We start from the raw sequence: 16,023 nt of genomic DNA on the forward strand, positions 1-16,023 counted from the left end.
GATGTGGCGCCGCATCCTCACCCTGATCGCGAAAGAGCTGGCGCAGCTGCTGTCCTCGCGCCGCAATGTGGCGATGCTGATGATGCCGCTTCTGGTGCAGCTTGCCGTCTTTCCCTTCGCCACCACGCTCGAGGTGCGCAATGCCGCCGTCGCGATCCTGAACGAGGATCCGGGCGCCGAGGCGGTCGAACTGATGCACCGCATCGCCGCCGCCTCGGCCTTCGGCACGCTTTATCCGGTGCACAGCGAGGCCGAGCTGGAACAGACGATCGACGGGCAAAAGGCGCTCCTCGGCCTGCGCATCCCGCCCGACTTCTCGCGCAAGGTGCTGGCGGGCACCCCGGTCAGGCTGCAGGCGCTGATCGACGGGCGCAAGTCGAACGCGGCGCAGATCGCCTTTTCCTACATCCGCGACATCACCTCGACCTTCGCCGACGAGCGCGCCGGGCAGGTGCTGCCCGCAAGGATCGAGCGGCGCAACCTCTACAACCCGAACCTGAACTACAAGTGGTTCGTGCTGCCCAGCCTTGTCGCGATCATCTCGACCATCGGCTGCCTGCTGGTCACCGCGCTGTCGCTGGCGCGCGAGCGCGAGGAGGGCACCTATGACCAGCTCCTCGTCACGCCGCTGACGCCGGGCTACATCATGGTCGGCAAGGCGGTGCCGGGCATTCTGGTAGCGATGGTGCAGGCCAGCGTGATCGCCGCGGCGGCAGTCTTCCTTTACGGCGTGCCCTTTACCGGGCAGCTGTGGATGCTGCTGCTGGCGATGTTCGCCTATGCGCTGGCGCTCTCCGGCGTGGGGCTGCTGATCTCGGCGATCAGCGCGAGCCAGCAGCAGGCCTTTCTGGGCGTGTTCTGCTTCATGGTGCCCTCGGTGGTGCTGTCGGGCTATCTCGCCCCGGTCGAGAACATGCCGACCGCATTGCGGCTGCTGAGCGCGGTGAACCCGCTCACCCATTTCATCGCGCTGTCGAAGGGGATCTTCCTCAAGGGCTTTGGCCTGGCCGAGGTGGTGCCGGCGGTCTCGGCGCTGTTCGGCATCGCGCTTGTCACGCTCTTCGTCGCGCATCGGGTGTTCGACCGGCAGGCGCGGTCCTGACCGGCCCCGCGCTGTTGCGCCCGCCCGCCTTGCGCCTATGGTAAGCTCGCGCGGCCCGCGCCGGCCCGCACAGGAACGCCCCGACCGGGCAGAGGAGGGCCGAATGACGCTTGAAACCATCGCCGCGGAGCTGCGCGCCGCCGAGGCCGGGGGCCGCACCATCGCGCCGCTGCGCGACCGGCTGAGCACCGGCGCCGAGGCCTATGCGGTGCAGCAGATCAACACCACGCACCGCCTCGCCGCCGGCGGCCGTCTCGTCGGGCGCAAGGTCGGGCTGACCAACCCCGTTGTGCAGCGCCAGCTGGGCGTCGATCAGCCCGATTACGGCATGCTCTTCGCCGACATGGAGGTGATGCACGACGCCGAGATCGCCTGGAACCCCGGCGCCCAGTTCAAGGTCGAGGCCGAGATCGCCTTCATCGTCGGCCGCGAGCTGACCGCGGCGGACCTCAGCATGGCCGAACTGATCCGCGGCATCGACTGTGCCGTGCCGGCGATCGAGATCGTCGGCTCGCGCATCGCGAACTGGGACATCCGCTTCGTCGATACCGTGGCCGACAACGGCTCTTCCGCGTTCTTCACCCTCGGGCCCTTTCCGCGCCGGCTCGAGACGCTCGACCTGCTCGGTTGCGCGATGCGGATGGAGGGAACGGACGGCACGCTCTCCGAGGGGCGCGGCGACGCCTGTTTCGGCTCGCCGCTGAACGCGGCGCTGTGGCTGGCGCGGGGGATGGCCCGGGTGGGCTATCCGCTTGCCCCGGGCGACGTGCTGCTCTCGGGCGCGCTTGGCCCGATGCTGACGGCGACGCCCGGCAGCCGGTATGTCGCGCGGATCGAGGGGCTGGGCGAGGCGGCGGTGCGCTTCGGCGCGGCGCGGGGCTGAGCCGGTCCGGTCCGGCCGACACCGGCCCGCCATTGACGCCGCGTTCGGCGTGACAGAGGCTTCCGTGCACGTCACTTTGGCGCCAGCCAGGGAGGAGACCTATGAGCCACTATCCGCATATGCTTGCGCCGCTCGACCTCGGTCACGTCGTTCTGAAGAACCGCGTGCTGATGGGCTCGATGCACACCAATCTCGAGGAGACCGGCGACTGGAACCGCGTCGCCGAGTTCTACGCCGAGCGCGCCCGCGGCGGCGTCGGGCTGATGGTGACGGGCGGCATGGCGCCGAACCGCGAGGGCGGGGTGTTTCCGGGAGCGGCGGGGCTGTTCACCGCCGAGGACATCGCCCATCACCGCCTCGTCACCGAGCGCGTGCATGCGGCCGGCGGGCGCATCGCGATGCAGATCCTGCATGCGGGCCGCTATGCCTATTCGCCCGAGTGCGTGTCGGCGAGCGCGGTGAAATCGCCGATCTCGCCGTTCCCGCCGCGCGAACTCGACGAGGCCGGGATCGAGAAGCAAATCGCCGACATCGCCACCGCTGCCGCCCGCGCCCGCGAGGCGGGCTATGACGGCGTCGAGGTGATGGGCTCGGAAGGGTATTTCCTGAACCAGTTCCTCGTGCGCCACGTGAACCGGCGCGAGGACCGCTGGGGCGGCTCCTACGAGAACCGGATGCGCCTGCCGGTCGAGGTGGTCAAACGCGTGCGCGAAGCGGTCGGCCCCGATTTCATCGTGATCTACCGGATCTCGCTCATCGACCTGGTGCCCGAGGGCTCGACCTGGGACGAGGTGGTGAGGCTCGCGAAGGCGATCGAGGCCGCCGGCGCCACGATGCTCAACACCGGCATCGGCTGGCACGAGGCGCGGGTGCCGACGATCGCCACCTCGGTGCCGCGCGCGGCCTTCACCTGGCTCACCGCCCGGCTGCGCCCCGAGGTCTCGATCCCGGTCATCACCTCGAACCGGATCAACACCCCGGGCGTCGCCGAGGAAATCCTCGCCCGCGGCGATGCCGACATGGTTTCGCTTGCCCGTCCCTTCCTCGCCGATCCCGATTTCGTCGCCAAGGCCGCCGCGGGCCGCGCGGATGAGATCGCCCCCTGCATCGGCTGCAACCAGGCCTGCCTCGATCACACCTTTGCGGGCAAGATCTCGAGCTGCCTCGTCAACCCGCGCGCCGGGCACGAGACCGAGCTGACCCTTGCCCCCGCCGCCACGCCGAAACGCATCGCCGTCGTCGGCGCGGGGCCCGCGGGGCTTTCCGCCGCGATCACCGCCGCCGGCCGCGGCCATGCCGTCACCCTTTTCGACCGCGCGGCCGAGATCGGCGGACAGCTGTGCATGGCGCGCCGGGTGCCGGGCAAGGAGGAATTCCACGGCCTCACCGACTGGTTCGCGACGATGCTCACGCGCACCGGCGTCACGCTGCGGCTGAACACCGAGGCAACGGTCGACACGCTCGCGGACTTCGATGATGTCATCATCGCCACCGGCGTCACGCCGCGCAGCCCCGCCATCCCGGGCGAGGAGCGGGCCGCCAGCTATATCGACATCCTGACCGGCCGGGTCACCGCCGGCCCGCGCGTTGCGATCATCGGCGCGGGCGGCATCGGCTTTGATGTGGCCGAGTTCCTGACGGTCTCCGACAGCCCGACCCTGCACCCGGCGGAATGGATGCGCGAATGGGGCGTCGGCGATCCGGCGCAGACCCCGGGCGGGCTCGCGCCGCCGCAGCCCGAACCGCCGGCACGGCAGGTGACGCTTCTGCAGCGCAAGCCGGAAAAGCCCGGTCGCAAGCTTGGCAAGACCACCGGCTGGATCCACCGCGCGGCGCTGCAGGCCAAGGGCGTGCGGATGCTGGGCGGGGTGAATTACGAGGCAATCACCGCCGAGGGGCTGCAGGTCAGCTTCGGCCCCGAGCGCAAGGAGCCCACGCTGATCGCCGCCGATACGGTGGTTCTGTGCGCCGGCCAGCTCAGCGAGCGCAGCCTTGCCGACCGGCTGATCGCCGCCGGGATCACGCCGCAGGTGATCGGCGGCGCCGATGTCGCGGGCGAGCTTGATGCGAAGCGGGCGATCGACCAGGGCACCCGCCTCGGCGCCGCGCTCTGATCTTTCTCCTTGCCCGAAATACCTCGGGGGGTCGGGGGGGGCGGCGCCCCCCGGCCGTCGCCGCTCAGGCCGCGCCGGTCTCGACGCAATGGCGCCGGAACGCCTTCTTCAGCAGGTCGAGCTCGGCGCGCAAGAGGTCGAGCTCGGCGCGCAGGTCATCCTCGAGCGGCGCGCCGGTGACGATCGCGAAGCTGCCGACCGTCTCGCTGCCCTCGCGGATGACGAAGGTCTGCACCCCGTCCGACAGGAGTTCGGGCGGCAGCGGCAGGCTCAGCCGCCATTTGCCGTCGCCCGTCGCCTCGAAGCTCAGCCCCGTCAGCTCTTCGCCCTGGTGCAGCACGGCGATGCGCGCGTCATTCGCCCCGTCCCAGATCGCTTCCCAGCGGCCGCCCCGCACCCGCGACATTTCCAGCATGGCTTCCCCCTCAGATATCCGCACGCGGGTGGCGCACGAAGGTCACGTCGCGCAGCACCACCTGGTTCATCTGCGGCCCCTCGAAGATCAGGTCGACCCAAGCCTTCTCCAGCCGCTTCTCGTTCATCTTGGTATAGGCCAGATCGAAATCGACATGGCTCGGCCCCGAGCTCAGCGGCAGTTCGCGCACCAGCTGCTCGGTGTTCGGCCCGTGCTTGACGTTCAGCCGGCAGAAGATCTCGAGCGGTTTTTCCACCTCGACCTCCATGTTCAGCCGCAGCAGATGGGTGCGCCGCAGCCCGCGCAGCCCGCTCTCGGGCAGATCGAGCACCAGCGAGAGGAACGAGCCGTCGAAGCGGAACACGTCCATGCGCAGCCCGTAGGGCGCAAGATCCTTGTCGCGGGTATTGCGCATCTGGCGCAGCGTCAGCTCGGAAACCTTGCAGTCGTGGAACAGCGTGATCTCGTCGCCGAGCCGGTCGCGGTTCTCCGCCGCGGCGATGCCGGCCGGGCTGATCGGGCCACGCCACAGGTTCGGCCGCCAGGCCCAGTCCGCGCCGAGCGGCCGCTCGATACCGTCGCCGCTGCTGACCGGCATCGTCAGCCGGCCGTCGGCGACATGCAGAAGCTGACCGACGGCATGGCGCACCTGCGCGGCATCTGCGCGCAGCTGACGCAGGTCATCGAGGTCAAGAGAGGGGGCAAGGCGCGTCGCCCGCTGCCAGCGCGCCAGCGCCCGTCGCTGCACCAGCCGATCGAGAAAAGAGTCCTGCTTCTTGACCATGCCGCGACCCTTGTAACAAATCGTTAACTTCTTGGAAACAATCCCAGCTTTTCAGAGTTTTATTCGCGCCCTTCCTGAATTTGAAGCGGGAAAAGTGGAATCGTTCCGGTTTCCGGGGATTTCGCGGGAAAGCCGGTGCTGTCGCTCAACCCTTCGGCGAACCGGGGACCGTTTCCGGGTTCGCCGCGCGAATGGTTGCATCGAAATCGGTCAGCAGGCGAATCTGCGCCGTGTCGCTGATCGAGGCACCCTCGAGCGGCAGCACCGAAAGTGCGGTGATCCGCCCGGCAAGGCCGGTGATCGCGCGCCAGTAGGTCTCGCTCACCGGCGCGCCCTGCACGCTCGAACGGTCGCGGATCTTCAGCAGCAGCAGATGGCCGCTGCGCCGGACCTTCAGGATCTCGACATCGTCGGGCGCGCCGGAACGGGCGAGCGCCGCGCGCCCCGCGCCCGAGCGGAAGAAGCGCTCGAAGCCCGGGAAGGTCGCCTCCACCGGGCCCGCCCCCTCGGGGCCGACGGTGGCGGTGAGCATCGCCCGATAGGGCGGCTTCGGCGCCGCCGGATCGCCCGAGATCGCCGCGCAATTGCCCCACAGCACGAAGCTGCCGGCGCGCTCCTCGCGCCGCGAGCCGGGGTCGACGCAGAACCCCTTCGGCGCAACGAGGGTCATCGTGCCGCCGAGCACCTCGGCGCGGTCGGTGGCGGGCGTGCCGGGTGCGACGCAGCCGGCAAGCCCCGCAAGCAGGGCCGGCAGCAGCAGGCGCCGCAGCGAAAAGGGACAGGTCCTTGTGCTCATGCAAAAGGCATAGCGAGCGCGGCGGCGCCCGGCAAGCCTTGCCTCGGGCGGTGCCGAAGGGGTGAAGGGCGACTGCGCGACCGGCCGCCTGCGCGCCGCGGCGGCCGGGGCCTTTCGCCTTGCCCCCCGCGCCCCGGCGCGGCATCTTCGCGCCGATGCGGGCCCGGCGCCACGCAACCGGGCAGGAGGGGCGATGTTCTATCTCGGGATCGACGGCGGCGGCACCGGATGCCGCGCGGCGCTGGCCGATGCCTCGGGCACGGTGCTGGCCCGGGCCGAGGCCGGCCCGGCGAACATCGCCACCGATTTCGATGCCGCGCTGCGCGAGGTGTCCGCCGTGGCGCGGGCGGTGATCGGCGAGCGCCCCGCAGCACAGGTGCGCGCGGTGCTGGGCCTTGCCGGGGCGAACCTCTCTGCCGCGGGGCCGCGGCTCGCGGCAGCGCTGCCGTTTCCCGCGAAGGTGGTGCAGGACGTCGCCACCTCGGTGCGCGGCGCGCTTGGCCCGCGCGACGGCATCGCGGTGGCGATCGGCACCGGCTCGGTCTTTGCCCGGCAGCTGGGCGGGCGGCTGCACGCGATCGGCGGCTGGGGGCTGCGACTTGGCGACGAGGCCTCGGGCGCCTGGATCGGCCGGGCGCTTGTCATGCGCACGACCCGCGCGCTTGATGGCTTCGTGGCGCTGACGCCGCTGCTGGCCGCGCTCGCCGACGAGCTGGGCGGGCCGGCGGGGCTGGTGGCCTTTTCACTTGCCGCGATGCCTGCCGACTGGGCCCGCCTTGCGCCGCGCGCCTTCGAGGACGACCCCGCCGCGCAGGCGGTGCGCGCGGCCGCCGCGGCCGAGATCCGCGCCGCCGTGCAGCTGCTGCAACCCGAGGCCCCCTTGCCCGTGGTCTGGATGGGCGGGCTCGGGCCGCGGCTCGCGCTGCCCGACTGGCCGGCGCTGAGCCCGGCGGGCACGGCGCTTGACGGCGCGCTGGCGCTTGCGCGCGAGGAGATGACATGGACCGACTGATCTTTACCGGCGCGCGGATCTTCGATGGCACGCGCTTTCACAATGGCGCCGCGCTCGTCACCGAGGGCGGGCGCGTCGCCGCGATCCTGCCCGAGGCCGAGGCGCCCGAGGGGCGGCGCGTTGCGCTTTCGGGGGGCACCCTCGCCCCCGGGCTGATCGACCTGCAGGTGAACGGCGGCGGCGGCGTGATGCTCGACGGCACGGCCACGGTCGAGACCATCGCCACGATCTGCGACGCGCATGCGCGGCTTGGCACCACCGGGCTGTTGCCGACGCTGATCACCGACACCGCGGCCGCGACGCGCACGGTTCTGGCGGCGGGGATTGCCGCCGCGGCGCGGGTGCCGGGCTTTCTGGGCCTGCATCTCGAAGGGCCGCATCTCGACCCGAAGCGGCCGGGCTGTCATCCGCCGCAGTGCATCCGGCCGCTGACGCAGGACGATATCGACATCCTGACCGAGGCGAAGACCGGCCTGCCGGCGCTGGTGGTGACGCTGGCGCCCGCCTCTGCCACCCCCGATCAGATCGCGCAACTGGCCGCGGCCGGGATCCTCGTCTCGCTCGGCCATGCCGAGGCAAGCTTTGCCGAGGCGCAGGCGGCCCATGCCGCCGGGGCACGGATGGTCACCCATCTCTTCAACGCGATGTCGCAGCTTGGCTCGCGCGAGCCGGGGCTGGTCGGTGCGGCGCTGAGCCTGCCCTTTGCCGCGGGGCTGATTGCCGACGGCATCCATGTCTCTCCCGAGACCCTGTCGCTTGCGCTGCGGCTGGCGGGGGAGCGGCTGTTTCTGGTGACCGATGCGATGGCGGTCGCGGGCACCGAGGCGCAGGAATTCACCCTTGCCGGGCGCCGGATCCTGCGCCGCGAGGGCGCGCTGCGGCTGGAAAACGGCACGCTTGCGGGGGCGGACCTGACCTTGCCCGAGGCGATCCGGCTGTGCATCACCCGCCTTGGCCTGACGCCCGAGGCGGCGCTGACGATGGCGACCGCGCGGCCTGCCGCGCTGATCGGCGCGCCGGCCGGGCGCATCGCCCCCGGCCTTGCCGCGGATCTCGTGCATCTCACCGCCGACTGGCGCCTTGCGGGCACCTGGCGCGGCGGCGTTCCGGTTCAGGCGAAGTCTTCGACCGAGTAGCCCTGAATATACAGAAGCGCGCTCAGGTCGCCGTGGTTGATGCGGATGTCGCATTGCGCGGCGACCGAGGGCTTGGCATGCAGCGCCACGCCCATGCCGGCAAGATGCAGCATGCCGAGGTCATTCGCGCCGTCGCCCACGGCGATCACCTCGCTTGCCGCAAGGCCGAGCCGGGTCGAGATCTCGTGGAAGGCCTGCACCTTCGCCTCGCGGCCAAGGATCGGGCGCGAGGGCACGCCGGTCAGCCTGCCGTCCTCGACCAGCAGCACGTTGGCGCGGTTCTCGTCAAAGCCCAGCACCTCGGCGACATGGCCGGTGAAGGCAGTGAAGCCGCCCGAGACCAGCGCGCAATAGGCGCCGTTCGCCTTCATCGTGCGCAGAAGGTCGTGGCCCCCCGGCATGAAGCTGAGCCGCTCGTCGATCACCTGGCGGATGACGTCGGCGGACAGGCCCCGGAGCAGGCCGACGCGTTCGGTCAGCGCGCCCTCGAAATCAAGCTCGCCGTTCATCGCCCGCGCGGTGATCTCCTTCACCCGCGCGCCGACGCCCGCCACATCGGCGAGCTCGTCGATGCATTCCTGCTGGATCATCGTGCTGTCCATGTCAGCGAGCAGCATCTTCTTGCGCCGCCCCGCGGCCGGCACGATGACAAGGTCGTGGCCCAGCCCCTGCAGGCTTTCCCACACCTCCCAGCGATTCGAGGGCATCTCGCGCAGATCGAACTCGGCGGCGATGCCGGGGCTCAGCCAGCGCGCCTCGCCCCCGCCCCAGGCGTTGCGCAGCGATTCAACGGTGACGCGCTCGAGATTGGCGGCTTTCGGATCGGCGAGGAGGACGGCAATGAACATTGGGGGATTCCGCGAGAAGTTTCCGATAGTGGAGCGCGGCGTCGCTTTCGGGCGCCGATGCGGCGCAATATCGCAATTTCCCCCCTTGTGCCAGAGCAGGTGGAGGCGTATCTGCCGCAGCGGGACACCTCTCCCCAACGAGGGGCGTTTATCTGGAAGGATACCATTGATGGCTTACGAAGCTCCGGTCGCGCGTCCGGTCAATCCGCGTTTTTCTTCGGGCCCCTGCGCGAAGATCCCCGGTTTCTCCCTCGACATGCTCGCTGACGCGCCGCTTGGCCGCTCGCATCGTGCCGCCGTCGGCAAGGCGAAGCTGAAAGAGGCGATCGAGACCACCCGCGAGATCCTGGGTGTGCCCGCCGACTACCGCATCGGCATCGTTCCCGCGTCGGACACCGGCGCCGTCGAGATGGCCCTGTGGTCGCTGCTTGGCGCCCGCCCGGTCACCATGTGCGCCTGGGAATCCTTCGGCTCGGGCTGGGTCACCGATGTGGTGAAACAGCTCAAGATCGACGCCGACGTGAAGAAGGCCGAATATGGTGACATCGTCGATTTCACCGATGTCGACTTCAACACCGACGTCGTCTTCACCTGGAACGGCACCACCTCGGGCGTGCGCGTCGCCAACGGCGACGACATCCCGGCCGAGCGTCAGGGCCTGACCATCTGCGACGCGACCTCTGCCGCCTTCGCGATGGATCTGCCCTGGGACAAGCTCGACGTCGTCACCTTCTCCTGGCAGAAGGTGCTGGGCGGCGAGGGCGGCCATGGCGTGCTGATCCTCAGCCCGCGCGCCGTCGAGCGGCTGGAAACCTACACCCCGAAATGGCCGATGCCGAAGATCTTCCGCATGACCAAGGGCGGCAAGCTGATCGATGGCATCTTCGTCGGCGAGACGATCAACACGCCCTCGATGCTCTGCGTCGAGGACTACCTCGTGGCGCTGAAATGGGCGAAGACGATCGGCGGCCTGAAGGGCCTGATCGGCCGCGCCGAGGCGAACGCGCAGGTGGTGTGGGACTTCGTCGCGGCGAAGCCCTGGATCGAGAACCTCGCCAACAACCCGGCGAATGCCTCGACCACCTCGGTGTGCCTGAAGTTCAACGATGCCCGGATCAAGGACGGCGCGGCCTTCGCCAAGGCTGTCGCGAAGCGGCTCGAGAAGGACGGCGTCGCGCTTGACGTCGGCGCCTATCGTGACGCCCCGGCCGGCCTGCGCATCTGGTGCGGCTCGACCGTCGAAAAGGCCGATCTCGAGGCGCTGATGCCCTGGATCGAATACGCCTTCGAGGCCGAAATCGCGGCTCAGGCCTGATTTCAGGCGGCCTGCCTCCGGGTGGGCCGCATGCGAAAGTGCGGCGGGACGTCTATAGACTCCGTGACGACCCGCCCTTTCCGAAATCCCGTATATTCAGGAAATCCAGAAATGGCCCCCAAGGTTCTCATCTCCGACAAGCTTTCCGACGCCGCCATCGCGATCTTCAAGAACCGCGGCATCGAAGTCGACTTCCGCCCGGAACTCGGCAAGGACAAGGACAAACTGGCCGAAGTGATCGGCGACTATGACGGTCTCGCGATCCGCTCGGCCACCAAGGTGACCGCCGCCCTGCTCGAGAAGGCGACGAAGCTGAAGGTCGTCGGCCGCGCCGGGATCGGCGTCGACAACGTCGACAAGGAAGCCGCCTCGAAGAAGGGCGTGATCGTGATGAACACGCCGTTCGGCAACATGATCACCACCGCCGAGCACGCGATCGCGATGATGTTCGCCGTCGCCCGCCAGATCCCCGAAGCCTCGGCCTCGACCCAGGCCGGCAAGTGGGAGAAGTCGAAGTTCATGGGCGTCGAGCTGACCGGCAAGACGCTTGGCGTGATCGGCGCCGGCAACATCGGCGGCATCGTGTGCGACCGCGCCAAGGGCCTGAAGATGAAGGTCATCGCCTACGATCCCTTCATGTCGGACGAGAAGGCCGCGAAGATGGGCGTCGAGAAGGTCGAGCTTGACGAGCTGCTCGAGCGCGCCGACTTCATCACCCTGCACGTGCCGCTGACCGAGCAGACCCGCAACATCCTGTCGCGCGAAAACCTCGAGAAGACCAAGAAGGGCGTGCGCATCATCAACTGCGCCCGCGGCGGTCTGGTCGACGAGGAAGCCCTCGCCGATCTGCTGAAATCGGGCCATGTGGCGGGTGCCGCGCTCGACGTCTTCGCCGTCGAACCGGCCACCGAGAACGTGCTCTTCGGCCTGCCGAACGTCGTGTGCACGCCGCACCTTGGCGCCTCGACCTCGGAAGCGCAGGAAAACGTCGCGCTGCAGGTCGCCGAGCAGATGTCGAACTACCTGCTCGACGGCGCCGTCGAGAACGCGCTGAACCTGCCGTCGATGACCGCCGAAGAGGCGAAGGTCATGGGCCCCTGGGTGAAGCTGGCCGAATACCTCGGCTCGTTCATCGGCCAGATGACCGACGAACCGATCAAGGCGATCAACATCACCTATGACGGCATCGTCTCGAAGATGAACCTGAAGGCGCTTGATTGCGCGGTGATCGCCGGGATCATGAAGAAGGCGAACCCGGACGTGAACATGGTCTCGGCGCCGGTGATCGCGAAGGAACGCGGGATCCAGATCTCGAAGACCACGCAGGACAAGTCGGGCGTGTTCGACGGCTACATCAAGGTCACCGTCGTCACCGAGGTGCGCGAGCGCGCCGTGGCCGGCACCTGCTTCTCGGATGGCAAGCCGCGCTTCATCCAGATCAAGGGGATCAACGTCGACGCCGAAGTGGGGCCGCACATGCTCTACACCACGAACAAGGACGTCCCCGGCATCATCGGCAAGCTCGGCACGCTGCTCGGCGATCACAAGGTCAACGTCGCGAACTTCACCCTCGGCCGTTCGGCGGCGGGTGGCGAAGCGATCGCCATCGCCTATCTCGATGCGCCGCTCGCCCCGGAAGTGGTGAAGGAACTCGAAGCGACGGGCCTGTTCCAGCAGGTCAAGCCGCTTGAATTCCTCGTCGCCTGAGCGACATGAGAGGATGAGATCCGGGCCCTCCGCTGCCGCGGGGGGCCCATTGCATTCGGTCCCGGCGTTCGGAGGAACAGCATGCGCACTTATGCGATCGGCGATATCCACGGTCATCTCGACCTGCTGCAGGCGGCACAGGCCCGTGTCGCCGAAGACCGCGCCCGGGTCGGCGACAGCGAGGCGCCGCTGGTCCATATCGGCGATCTGATCGACCGTGGTCCGCGCTCGCGCCAGGTGGTCGAGCATCTGATGGCGGGCCAGGCGCGGGGCGAGAACTGGGTGGTGCTGAAGGGCAACCACGACCGCATGTTCGAGCGCTTCCTCGAAGACCCCTACGCCCACGATCCGATGCTGCGCAGTGGCATCGAATGGATGCACCCGCGCGTCGGCGGGGTGACGACGCTCGCCTCCTGGGGCGTGCGCAACCCCGAGGAGCGGCCGCTGCCCGAGGTCCATGCCGACACGCTGGCCGCGGTAGCGCCCGAGGCGCGGGCCTGGATCGCGGCGCTGCCCACCAGTTTCCGCCGGGATGAACAGCTTTTCGTGCATGCGGGCATCCGCCCGGGCGTGGCGCTGGCCGACCAGGTCGAGGACGATCTGCTCTGGATCCGGGCCGAGTTCCTCGACGATCCGCGCGATCACGGCGTGCTGGTGGTGCATGGCCATACCGCGATCGACAAGGTCACCCATTACGGCAACCGGCTGAACATGGATTCGAGCGCGGCCTATGGCGGCCCGGTCTCGGCCGCGGTGATCGAGGGGCGCCAGGCCTGGCTGCTGACCCCCGAGGGGCGCGTTCCCCTCGTCTGAGGCGATATGACGCCCCGTCACTTGCCCCTGGGGCAACTGGCGCCCGCCGCGGCGCCACGATAACCTCCCCCCATATCTCAAAGGGGGAGTTCTCCATGACCGGCATCGTCATCCTTTCCGGTGCGCGCACCGCTATCGGCACCTTCGGGGGCAGCCTCTCGGGCTTTTGCCCGATCGACCTCGCCACCCATGTCTCGAAGGCGGCCATTGCCCGCGCCGGGATCGACGCCGAAAAGATCGGCCAGGTGGTCTTCGGCCACGTCATCAACACCGAGCCGCGCGACATGTATGTCTCGCGCGTGGCCTCGGTGCAGGCCGGCGTTCCGGTCGGCACCCCGGCGATGAACGTGAACCGGCTGTGCGGCTCGGGCGCGCAGGCGATCGTCTCGGCGACGCAGTCGCTGATGCTGGGCGATGCCGAATTCGCGCTCGCCGGCGGCGTCGACTGCATGTCGCGCGCGCCCTACATCCTGCAGCAGGCCCGCTTCGGCCAGAAGATGGGCGACGTGAAGGCCATCGACATGATGACCGGCGCGCTGAGCTGCCCCTTCGGCACCGGCCACATGGGCGTCACCGCCGAGAACGTCGCCTGTGAGCATTCGATCTCGCGCGAAGAACAGGACGCGCTGGCGCTGCAAAGCCAGGAGCGTGCCTTCGCGGCGATCGAGGCCGGCCTGTTCAAGGACGAGATCGTGCCGCTCGAGATCGTCTCGCGCCGCGCCACCGTCGTCTTCGACACCGACGAGCACCCGAAGAAGACCTCGGCCGAGGCGCTGGCCGGGCTGAAGCCGGTGTTCAAGAAGGACGGCACCGTCACCGCCGGCAACGCCTCGGGCATCAATGACGGCGCCGCGGCGCTGATCCTTGCGCGTGCCGATGCCGCCGAGGCCGCGGGGCTGAAGCCGCGCGCGAAGATCCTCGGCTATTCGGTCGCGGGCGTGCGCCCCGAGGTGATGGGCGTCGGCCCGATCCCGGCGGTGCAGCAGCTGTGCAAGAAGCTCGGCATGACCGTCGCCGATTTCGACGTGATTGAGTCGAACGAGGCCTTCGCGGCGCAGGCGCTGGCGGTGACCAAGGAGCTCGGCCTCGACCCGGCGAAGGTGAACCCGAATGGCGGCGCGATCGCGCTTGGCCATCCGATCGGTGCCACCGGCGCGATCCTGACGGTGAAGACGCTCTACCATCTCGAGCGCACCGGCGGAAAACGCGGCCTGATCACCATGTGCATCGGTGGCGGCCAGGGCATTGCGCTGGCCATCGAGCTGGTCTGATGGCCTTCTCGCCAGAGCAGCGGGCAGCCTTGCTGGCCGCGCCTCTGGTGGGGCCGACGGGTCCTGCGCCGGTTCGAGGAAGTGGGCTTCGGCACCGTCGAAGCCCTCGCCGCGGCGGTGCCCGAAGACCTGTGCCGGCTGGTCGCGGCGCATCTGGGCACGACCTGCTGGGCGGATGCGCCGCGGGCGCGAGCCTCGGTGGCACATGCCATCGCCGCCGCGCAGTGACCTGTCACTGAACTTTCATCCAGCGGTGACCGGAGCCCAGTTGGTGTTTACGCCATTCGGCGCAGGTTGAGCAATCGCCCGACGCGCGGAGCTTTCCTCTCGCGCAGCGGGGCGGGCGATTGCGGTGGTCAGGGGCCGCGCGTAGTCGATCGGGGTCTGGTAGTCCAAGGCCGAGTGCGGTCGCTCGGTGTTGTAGTCGGCGGCCCAGGCGGCGATCACGACATGTGCGTGGGCCAGGTTGCGGAACATGGTCTCGTTGAGCAACTCGTCCCGCATCCGCCCGTTGAAGCTCTCCACGAAGCCATTTTGCATCGGTTTGCCGGGCGCGATGTCGCGCCACTCGACCCGGTGCCCGGAACGCCAGCGCAGGATTGCGGTCGAGGTCAGTTCCGTGCCGTTGTCGGAGACGATCATCCCCGGCTTTCCGCGGCGCTCGATCAGCGCCTTCAGGTCACGCGCCACACGGCGTCCTGAAATTGAGCTGTCCGGGATCGCAGCGAGGCACTCGCGGGTGACGTCGTCGACCACGTTGAGTACCCGAAAGCGCTGCCCGTTGGCGAACTGGTCATGGACGAAATCCAATGACCAGCGCGCATTGGGCTGCGCCTCGACAAGGATTGGCGCCCGTGTCCCGACGGCCTTGCGCCGGGCTTTCCTCTTGCGCACCGTCAGCCCCTCTTCGCGGTAGAGCCGATAGATCCGGTTGATGCCGGAAGGCTCACCCTCGCGAGCAGGACGAAGAGACGGCGATAGCCGAACCGCCGGCGCTGGTTGGCCAGCTCCCGCAGCCGCCTGCGCAGCACCGTGTCTGGCGCACGCTGCGACTGGTCGCGGACCATCTTGCGATCCGCTTTGACAATCCGACAGGCCCGCCGCTCCGACAGACCGTGGGCGGCCCGAAGGTGTGCGACCGCCTCGCGCTTCACGGCGGGCCCTGCCATTTTTTTGCGACCAGATCCTTCATGGCCGCCAGATCCAGCATCTGCTCGGCCAGCAGCTTCTTCAGCTTCGCGCTCTCATCCTCGAGCGCCTTCAGTCGCTTCGCCTCCGATATCGTCATGCCGCCGAACTTGGCCTTCCAGTTGTAGAAGGTGCCTTCCGACATGCCGTGCTTGCGGCACAGGTCCACACACTTCGCACCGTCGACGTATGCGTCGACCATGCCCGGCAAGGATGCCGATGATCTGCTCGTCCGTGAATCTTGTTCGCTTCATTGTCCGTCCTCAGGTTGGGGTAGACTTTAATCGATGGTGGAGGAAAAACCCCGTGGCAGGTCAGTTCAAGCCGAATGGCCAGATCAGGGCTGATACCCGCCTTGCCGTTCAGCACCCGCGAGAGCGCGACGCGGGACATGGCAAGCCTTTCGGCAGCGTCGGTCACCGACAGCCCCAACGGAGCAATTACATCTTCCCTGAGGACTTCGCCTGGATGCGGCGGACTATGCATCATCTCAGTTGCTCCTTCGGCAGCGCCCCCGACAATCGGCGAGATCAGGCCAAATGTCGTTGCGCGGATACAGTTTCAACGATGGCAGGCCCACGAGCTGTCACCCTGTCGGCATTGGCCCCGGATCCAAGGTCATCCCGGTCCGGACGCGTG

General features: G+C 68.7%; 14 protein-coding genes and 2 pseudogenes. 10 read left to right on the top strand and 6 right to left on the bottom strand.

The window, feature by feature from the left end; all coding sequences use genetic code 11:
• Position 1 precedes the first annotated feature (1 nt).
• The 3 genes from EOW66_RS12975 (at position 2) to EOW66_RS12985 (ending at position 4,099) form a co-directional block, all read left to right on the top strand.
• A complete protein-coding gene (locus tag EOW66_RS12975; protein ID WP_128156756.1) occupies positions 2-1,102 on the top strand; it encodes an ABC transporter permease in 1,101 nt (366 codons plus the stop codon).
• 103 nt (positions 1,103-1,205) lie between these two features.
• On the top strand, positions 1,206-1,985 hold the full coding sequence (locus tag EOW66_RS12980; protein WP_206363708.1) for a fumarylacetoacetate hydrolase family protein: 780 nt from the start codon (positions 1,206-1,208) through the stop codon (positions 1,983-1,985).
• A gap of 101 nt (positions 1,986-2,086) precedes the next feature.
• The gene (locus EOW66_RS12985) at positions 2,087-4,099 is read left to right on the top strand and encodes an NADPH-dependent 2,4-dienoyl-CoA reductase (RefSeq protein ID WP_128156758.1); all 2,013 of its coding nucleotides are present in this window, start codon (positions 2,087-2,089) and stop codon (positions 4,097-4,099) included.
• 64 nt (positions 4,100-4,163) lie between these two features.
• Here the strand turns inward: EOW66_RS12985 and EOW66_RS12990 are convergent, their stop codons facing one another.
• The 3 genes from EOW66_RS12990 to EOW66_RS13000 form a co-directional block, all read right to left on the bottom strand.
• The gene (locus tag EOW66_RS12990; protein WP_128156759.1) at positions 4,164-4,514 is read right to left on the bottom strand and encodes a hypothetical protein; all 351 of its coding nucleotides are present in this window, start codon (positions 4,512-4,514) and stop codon (positions 4,164-4,166) included.
• A gap of 10 nt (positions 4,515-4,524) precedes the next feature.
• Entirely contained in the window at positions 4,525-5,298 is a 774-nt protein-coding gene (locus tag EOW66_RS12995; protein ID WP_128148887.1) for a DUF6478 family protein, read from the bottom strand.
• A 145-nt stretch (positions 5,299-5,443) separates the two neighbouring features.
• Positions 5,444-6,094 (bottom strand): hypothetical protein, encoded by a 651-nt coding sequence (locus EOW66_RS13000; RefSeq protein ID WP_128156760.1) that lies wholly within the window; start codon positions 6,092-6,094, stop codon positions 5,444-5,446.
• A 193-nt stretch (positions 6,095-6,287) separates the two neighbouring features.
• Here EOW66_RS13000 and EOW66_RS13005 point away from each other — a divergent pair, with 193 nt between their 5' ends.
• Positions 6,288-7,106 carry a BadF/BadG/BcrA/BcrD ATPase family protein gene (locus EOW66_RS13005; protein WP_128156761.1) on the top strand — a complete coding sequence of 273 codons (819 nt, stop codon included), beginning with the start codon at positions 6,288-6,290 and terminating at the stop codon, positions 7,104-7,106.
• Positions 7,094-8,242 (top strand): N-acetylglucosamine-6-phosphate deacetylase, encoded by a 1,149-nt coding sequence (gene nagA, locus EOW66_RS13010; protein WP_128156762.1) that lies wholly within the window; start codon positions 7,094-7,096, stop codon positions 8,240-8,242. Before EOW66_RS13005 ends, nagA begins: the two co-directional genes overlap by 13 nt.
• Here the strand turns inward: nagA and serB are convergent.
• Positions 8,218-9,090, bottom strand: a complete 873-nt coding sequence (gene serB, locus EOW66_RS13015; protein ID WP_128156763.1) for a phosphoserine phosphatase SerB — start codon at positions 9,088-9,090, stop codon at positions 8,218-8,220. The two genes, nagA and serB, sit on opposite strands and share 25 nt — an antisense overlap.
• A 169-nt stretch (positions 9,091-9,259) precedes the next feature.
• On the opposite strand from serB, the gene EOW66_RS13020 reads away from it, so the two are divergent.
• The 5 genes from EOW66_RS13020 to EOW66_RS20405 all read left to right on the top strand — a co-directional run bounded on the left by EOW66_RS13020 (position 9,260) and on the right by EOW66_RS20405 (position 14,424).
• Positions 9,260-10,405, top strand: a complete 1,146-nt coding sequence (locus tag EOW66_RS13020; protein ID WP_128156764.1) for a phosphoserine transaminase — start codon at positions 9,260-9,262, stop codon at positions 10,403-10,405.
• A 111-nt stretch (positions 10,406-10,516) separates the two neighbouring features.
• Complete coding sequence (gene serA / locus EOW66_RS13025) at positions 10,517-12,112, top strand: phosphoglycerate dehydrogenase (protein ID WP_128156765.1); 1,596 nt, start codon at positions 10,517-10,519, stop codon at positions 12,110-12,112.
• An 81-nt stretch (positions 12,113-12,193) separates the two neighbouring features.
• Positions 12,194-12,925, top strand: a complete 732-nt coding sequence (locus EOW66_RS13030) for a metallophosphoesterase family protein (protein ID WP_113901878.1) — start codon at positions 12,194-12,196, stop codon at positions 12,923-12,925.
• A 95-nt stretch (positions 12,926-13,020) separates the two neighbouring features.
• On the top strand, positions 13,021-14,196 hold the full coding sequence (locus EOW66_RS13035; protein ID WP_128156766.1) for an acetyl-CoA C-acyltransferase family protein: 1,176 nt from the start codon (positions 13,021-13,023) through the stop codon (positions 14,194-14,196).
• Positions 14,197-14,277: 81 nt separating this feature from the next.
• A complete protein-coding gene (locus EOW66_RS20405; RefSeq protein WP_164881126.1) occupies positions 14,278-14,424 on the top strand; it encodes a hypothetical protein in 147 nt (48 codons plus the stop codon).
• A 15-nt stretch (positions 14,425-14,439) separates the two neighbouring features.
• On the opposite strand, the pseudogene EOW66_RS13040 reads toward EOW66_RS20405, so the two are convergent.
• Together EOW66_RS13040 and EOW66_RS20930 are read right to left on the bottom strand one after the other, a co-directional pair.
• Positions 14,440-15,638: pseudogene (locus EOW66_RS13040) on the bottom strand (IS3 family transposase).
• A gap of 73 nt (positions 15,639-15,711) precedes the next feature.
• Positions 15,712-15,873 (bottom strand): annotated as a pseudogene (locus tag EOW66_RS20930) (HigA family addiction module antitoxin); the annotation flags it as partial.
• Between the last annotated feature and the right edge of the window lie 150 nt (positions 15,874-16,023).

Source organism: Paenirhodobacter huangdaonensis (assembly GCF_004022465.1).
In the GTDB taxonomy this organism is placed as follows: Bacteria; Pseudomonadota; Alphaproteobacteria; order Rhodobacterales; family Rhodobacteraceae; genus Rhodobacter; species Rhodobacter huangdaonensis.

Coding starts and splice junctions, on each gene's coding strand:
- EOW66_RS13020 (WP_128156764.1), top strand. CDS start 9,260: ATGGCTTACGAAGCTCCGGTCGCGCGTCCGGTCAATCCGCGTTTTTCT.
- EOW66_RS13005 (WP_128156761.1), top strand. CDS start 6,288: ATGTTCTATCTCGGGATCGACGGCGGCGGCACCGGATGCCGCGCGGCG.
- EOW66_RS12975 (WP_128156756.1), top strand. CDS start 2: ATGTGGCGCCGCATCCTCACCCTGATCGCGAAAGAGCTGGCGCAGCTG.
- EOW66_RS13000 (WP_128156760.1), bottom strand. CDS start 6,094: ATGAGCACAAGGACCTGTCCCTTTTCGCTGCGGCGCCTGCTGCTGCCG.
- serB (WP_128156763.1), bottom strand. CDS start 9,090: ATGTTCATTGCCGTCCTCCTCGCCGATCCGAAAGCCGCCAATCTCGAG.
- EOW66_RS13035 (WP_128156766.1), top strand. CDS start 13,021: ATGACCGGCATCGTCATCCTTTCCGGTGCGCGCACCGCTATCGGCACC.
- EOW66_RS12995 (WP_128148887.1), bottom strand. CDS start 5,298: ATGGTCAAGAAGCAGGACTCTTTTCTCGATCGGCTGGTGCAGCGACGG.
- EOW66_RS13030 (WP_113901878.1), top strand. CDS start 12,194: ATGCGCACTTATGCGATCGGCGATATCCACGGTCATCTCGACCTGCTG.
- serA (WP_128156765.1), top strand. CDS start 10,517: ATGGCCCCCAAGGTTCTCATCTCCGACAAGCTTTCCGACGCCGCCATC.
- EOW66_RS12980 (WP_206363708.1), top strand. CDS start 1,206: ATGACGCTTGAAACCATCGCCGCGGAGCTGCGCGCCGCCGAGGCCGGG.
- EOW66_RS12990 (WP_128156759.1), bottom strand. CDS start 4,514: ATGCTGGAAATGTCGCGGGTGCGGGGCGGCCGCTGGGAAGCGATCTGG.
- nagA (WP_128156762.1), top strand. CDS start 7,094: ATGGACCGACTGATCTTTACCGGCGCGCGGATCTTCGATGGCACGCGC.
- EOW66_RS12985 (WP_128156758.1), top strand. CDS start 2,087: ATGAGCCACTATCCGCATATGCTTGCGCCGCTCGACCTCGGTCACGTC.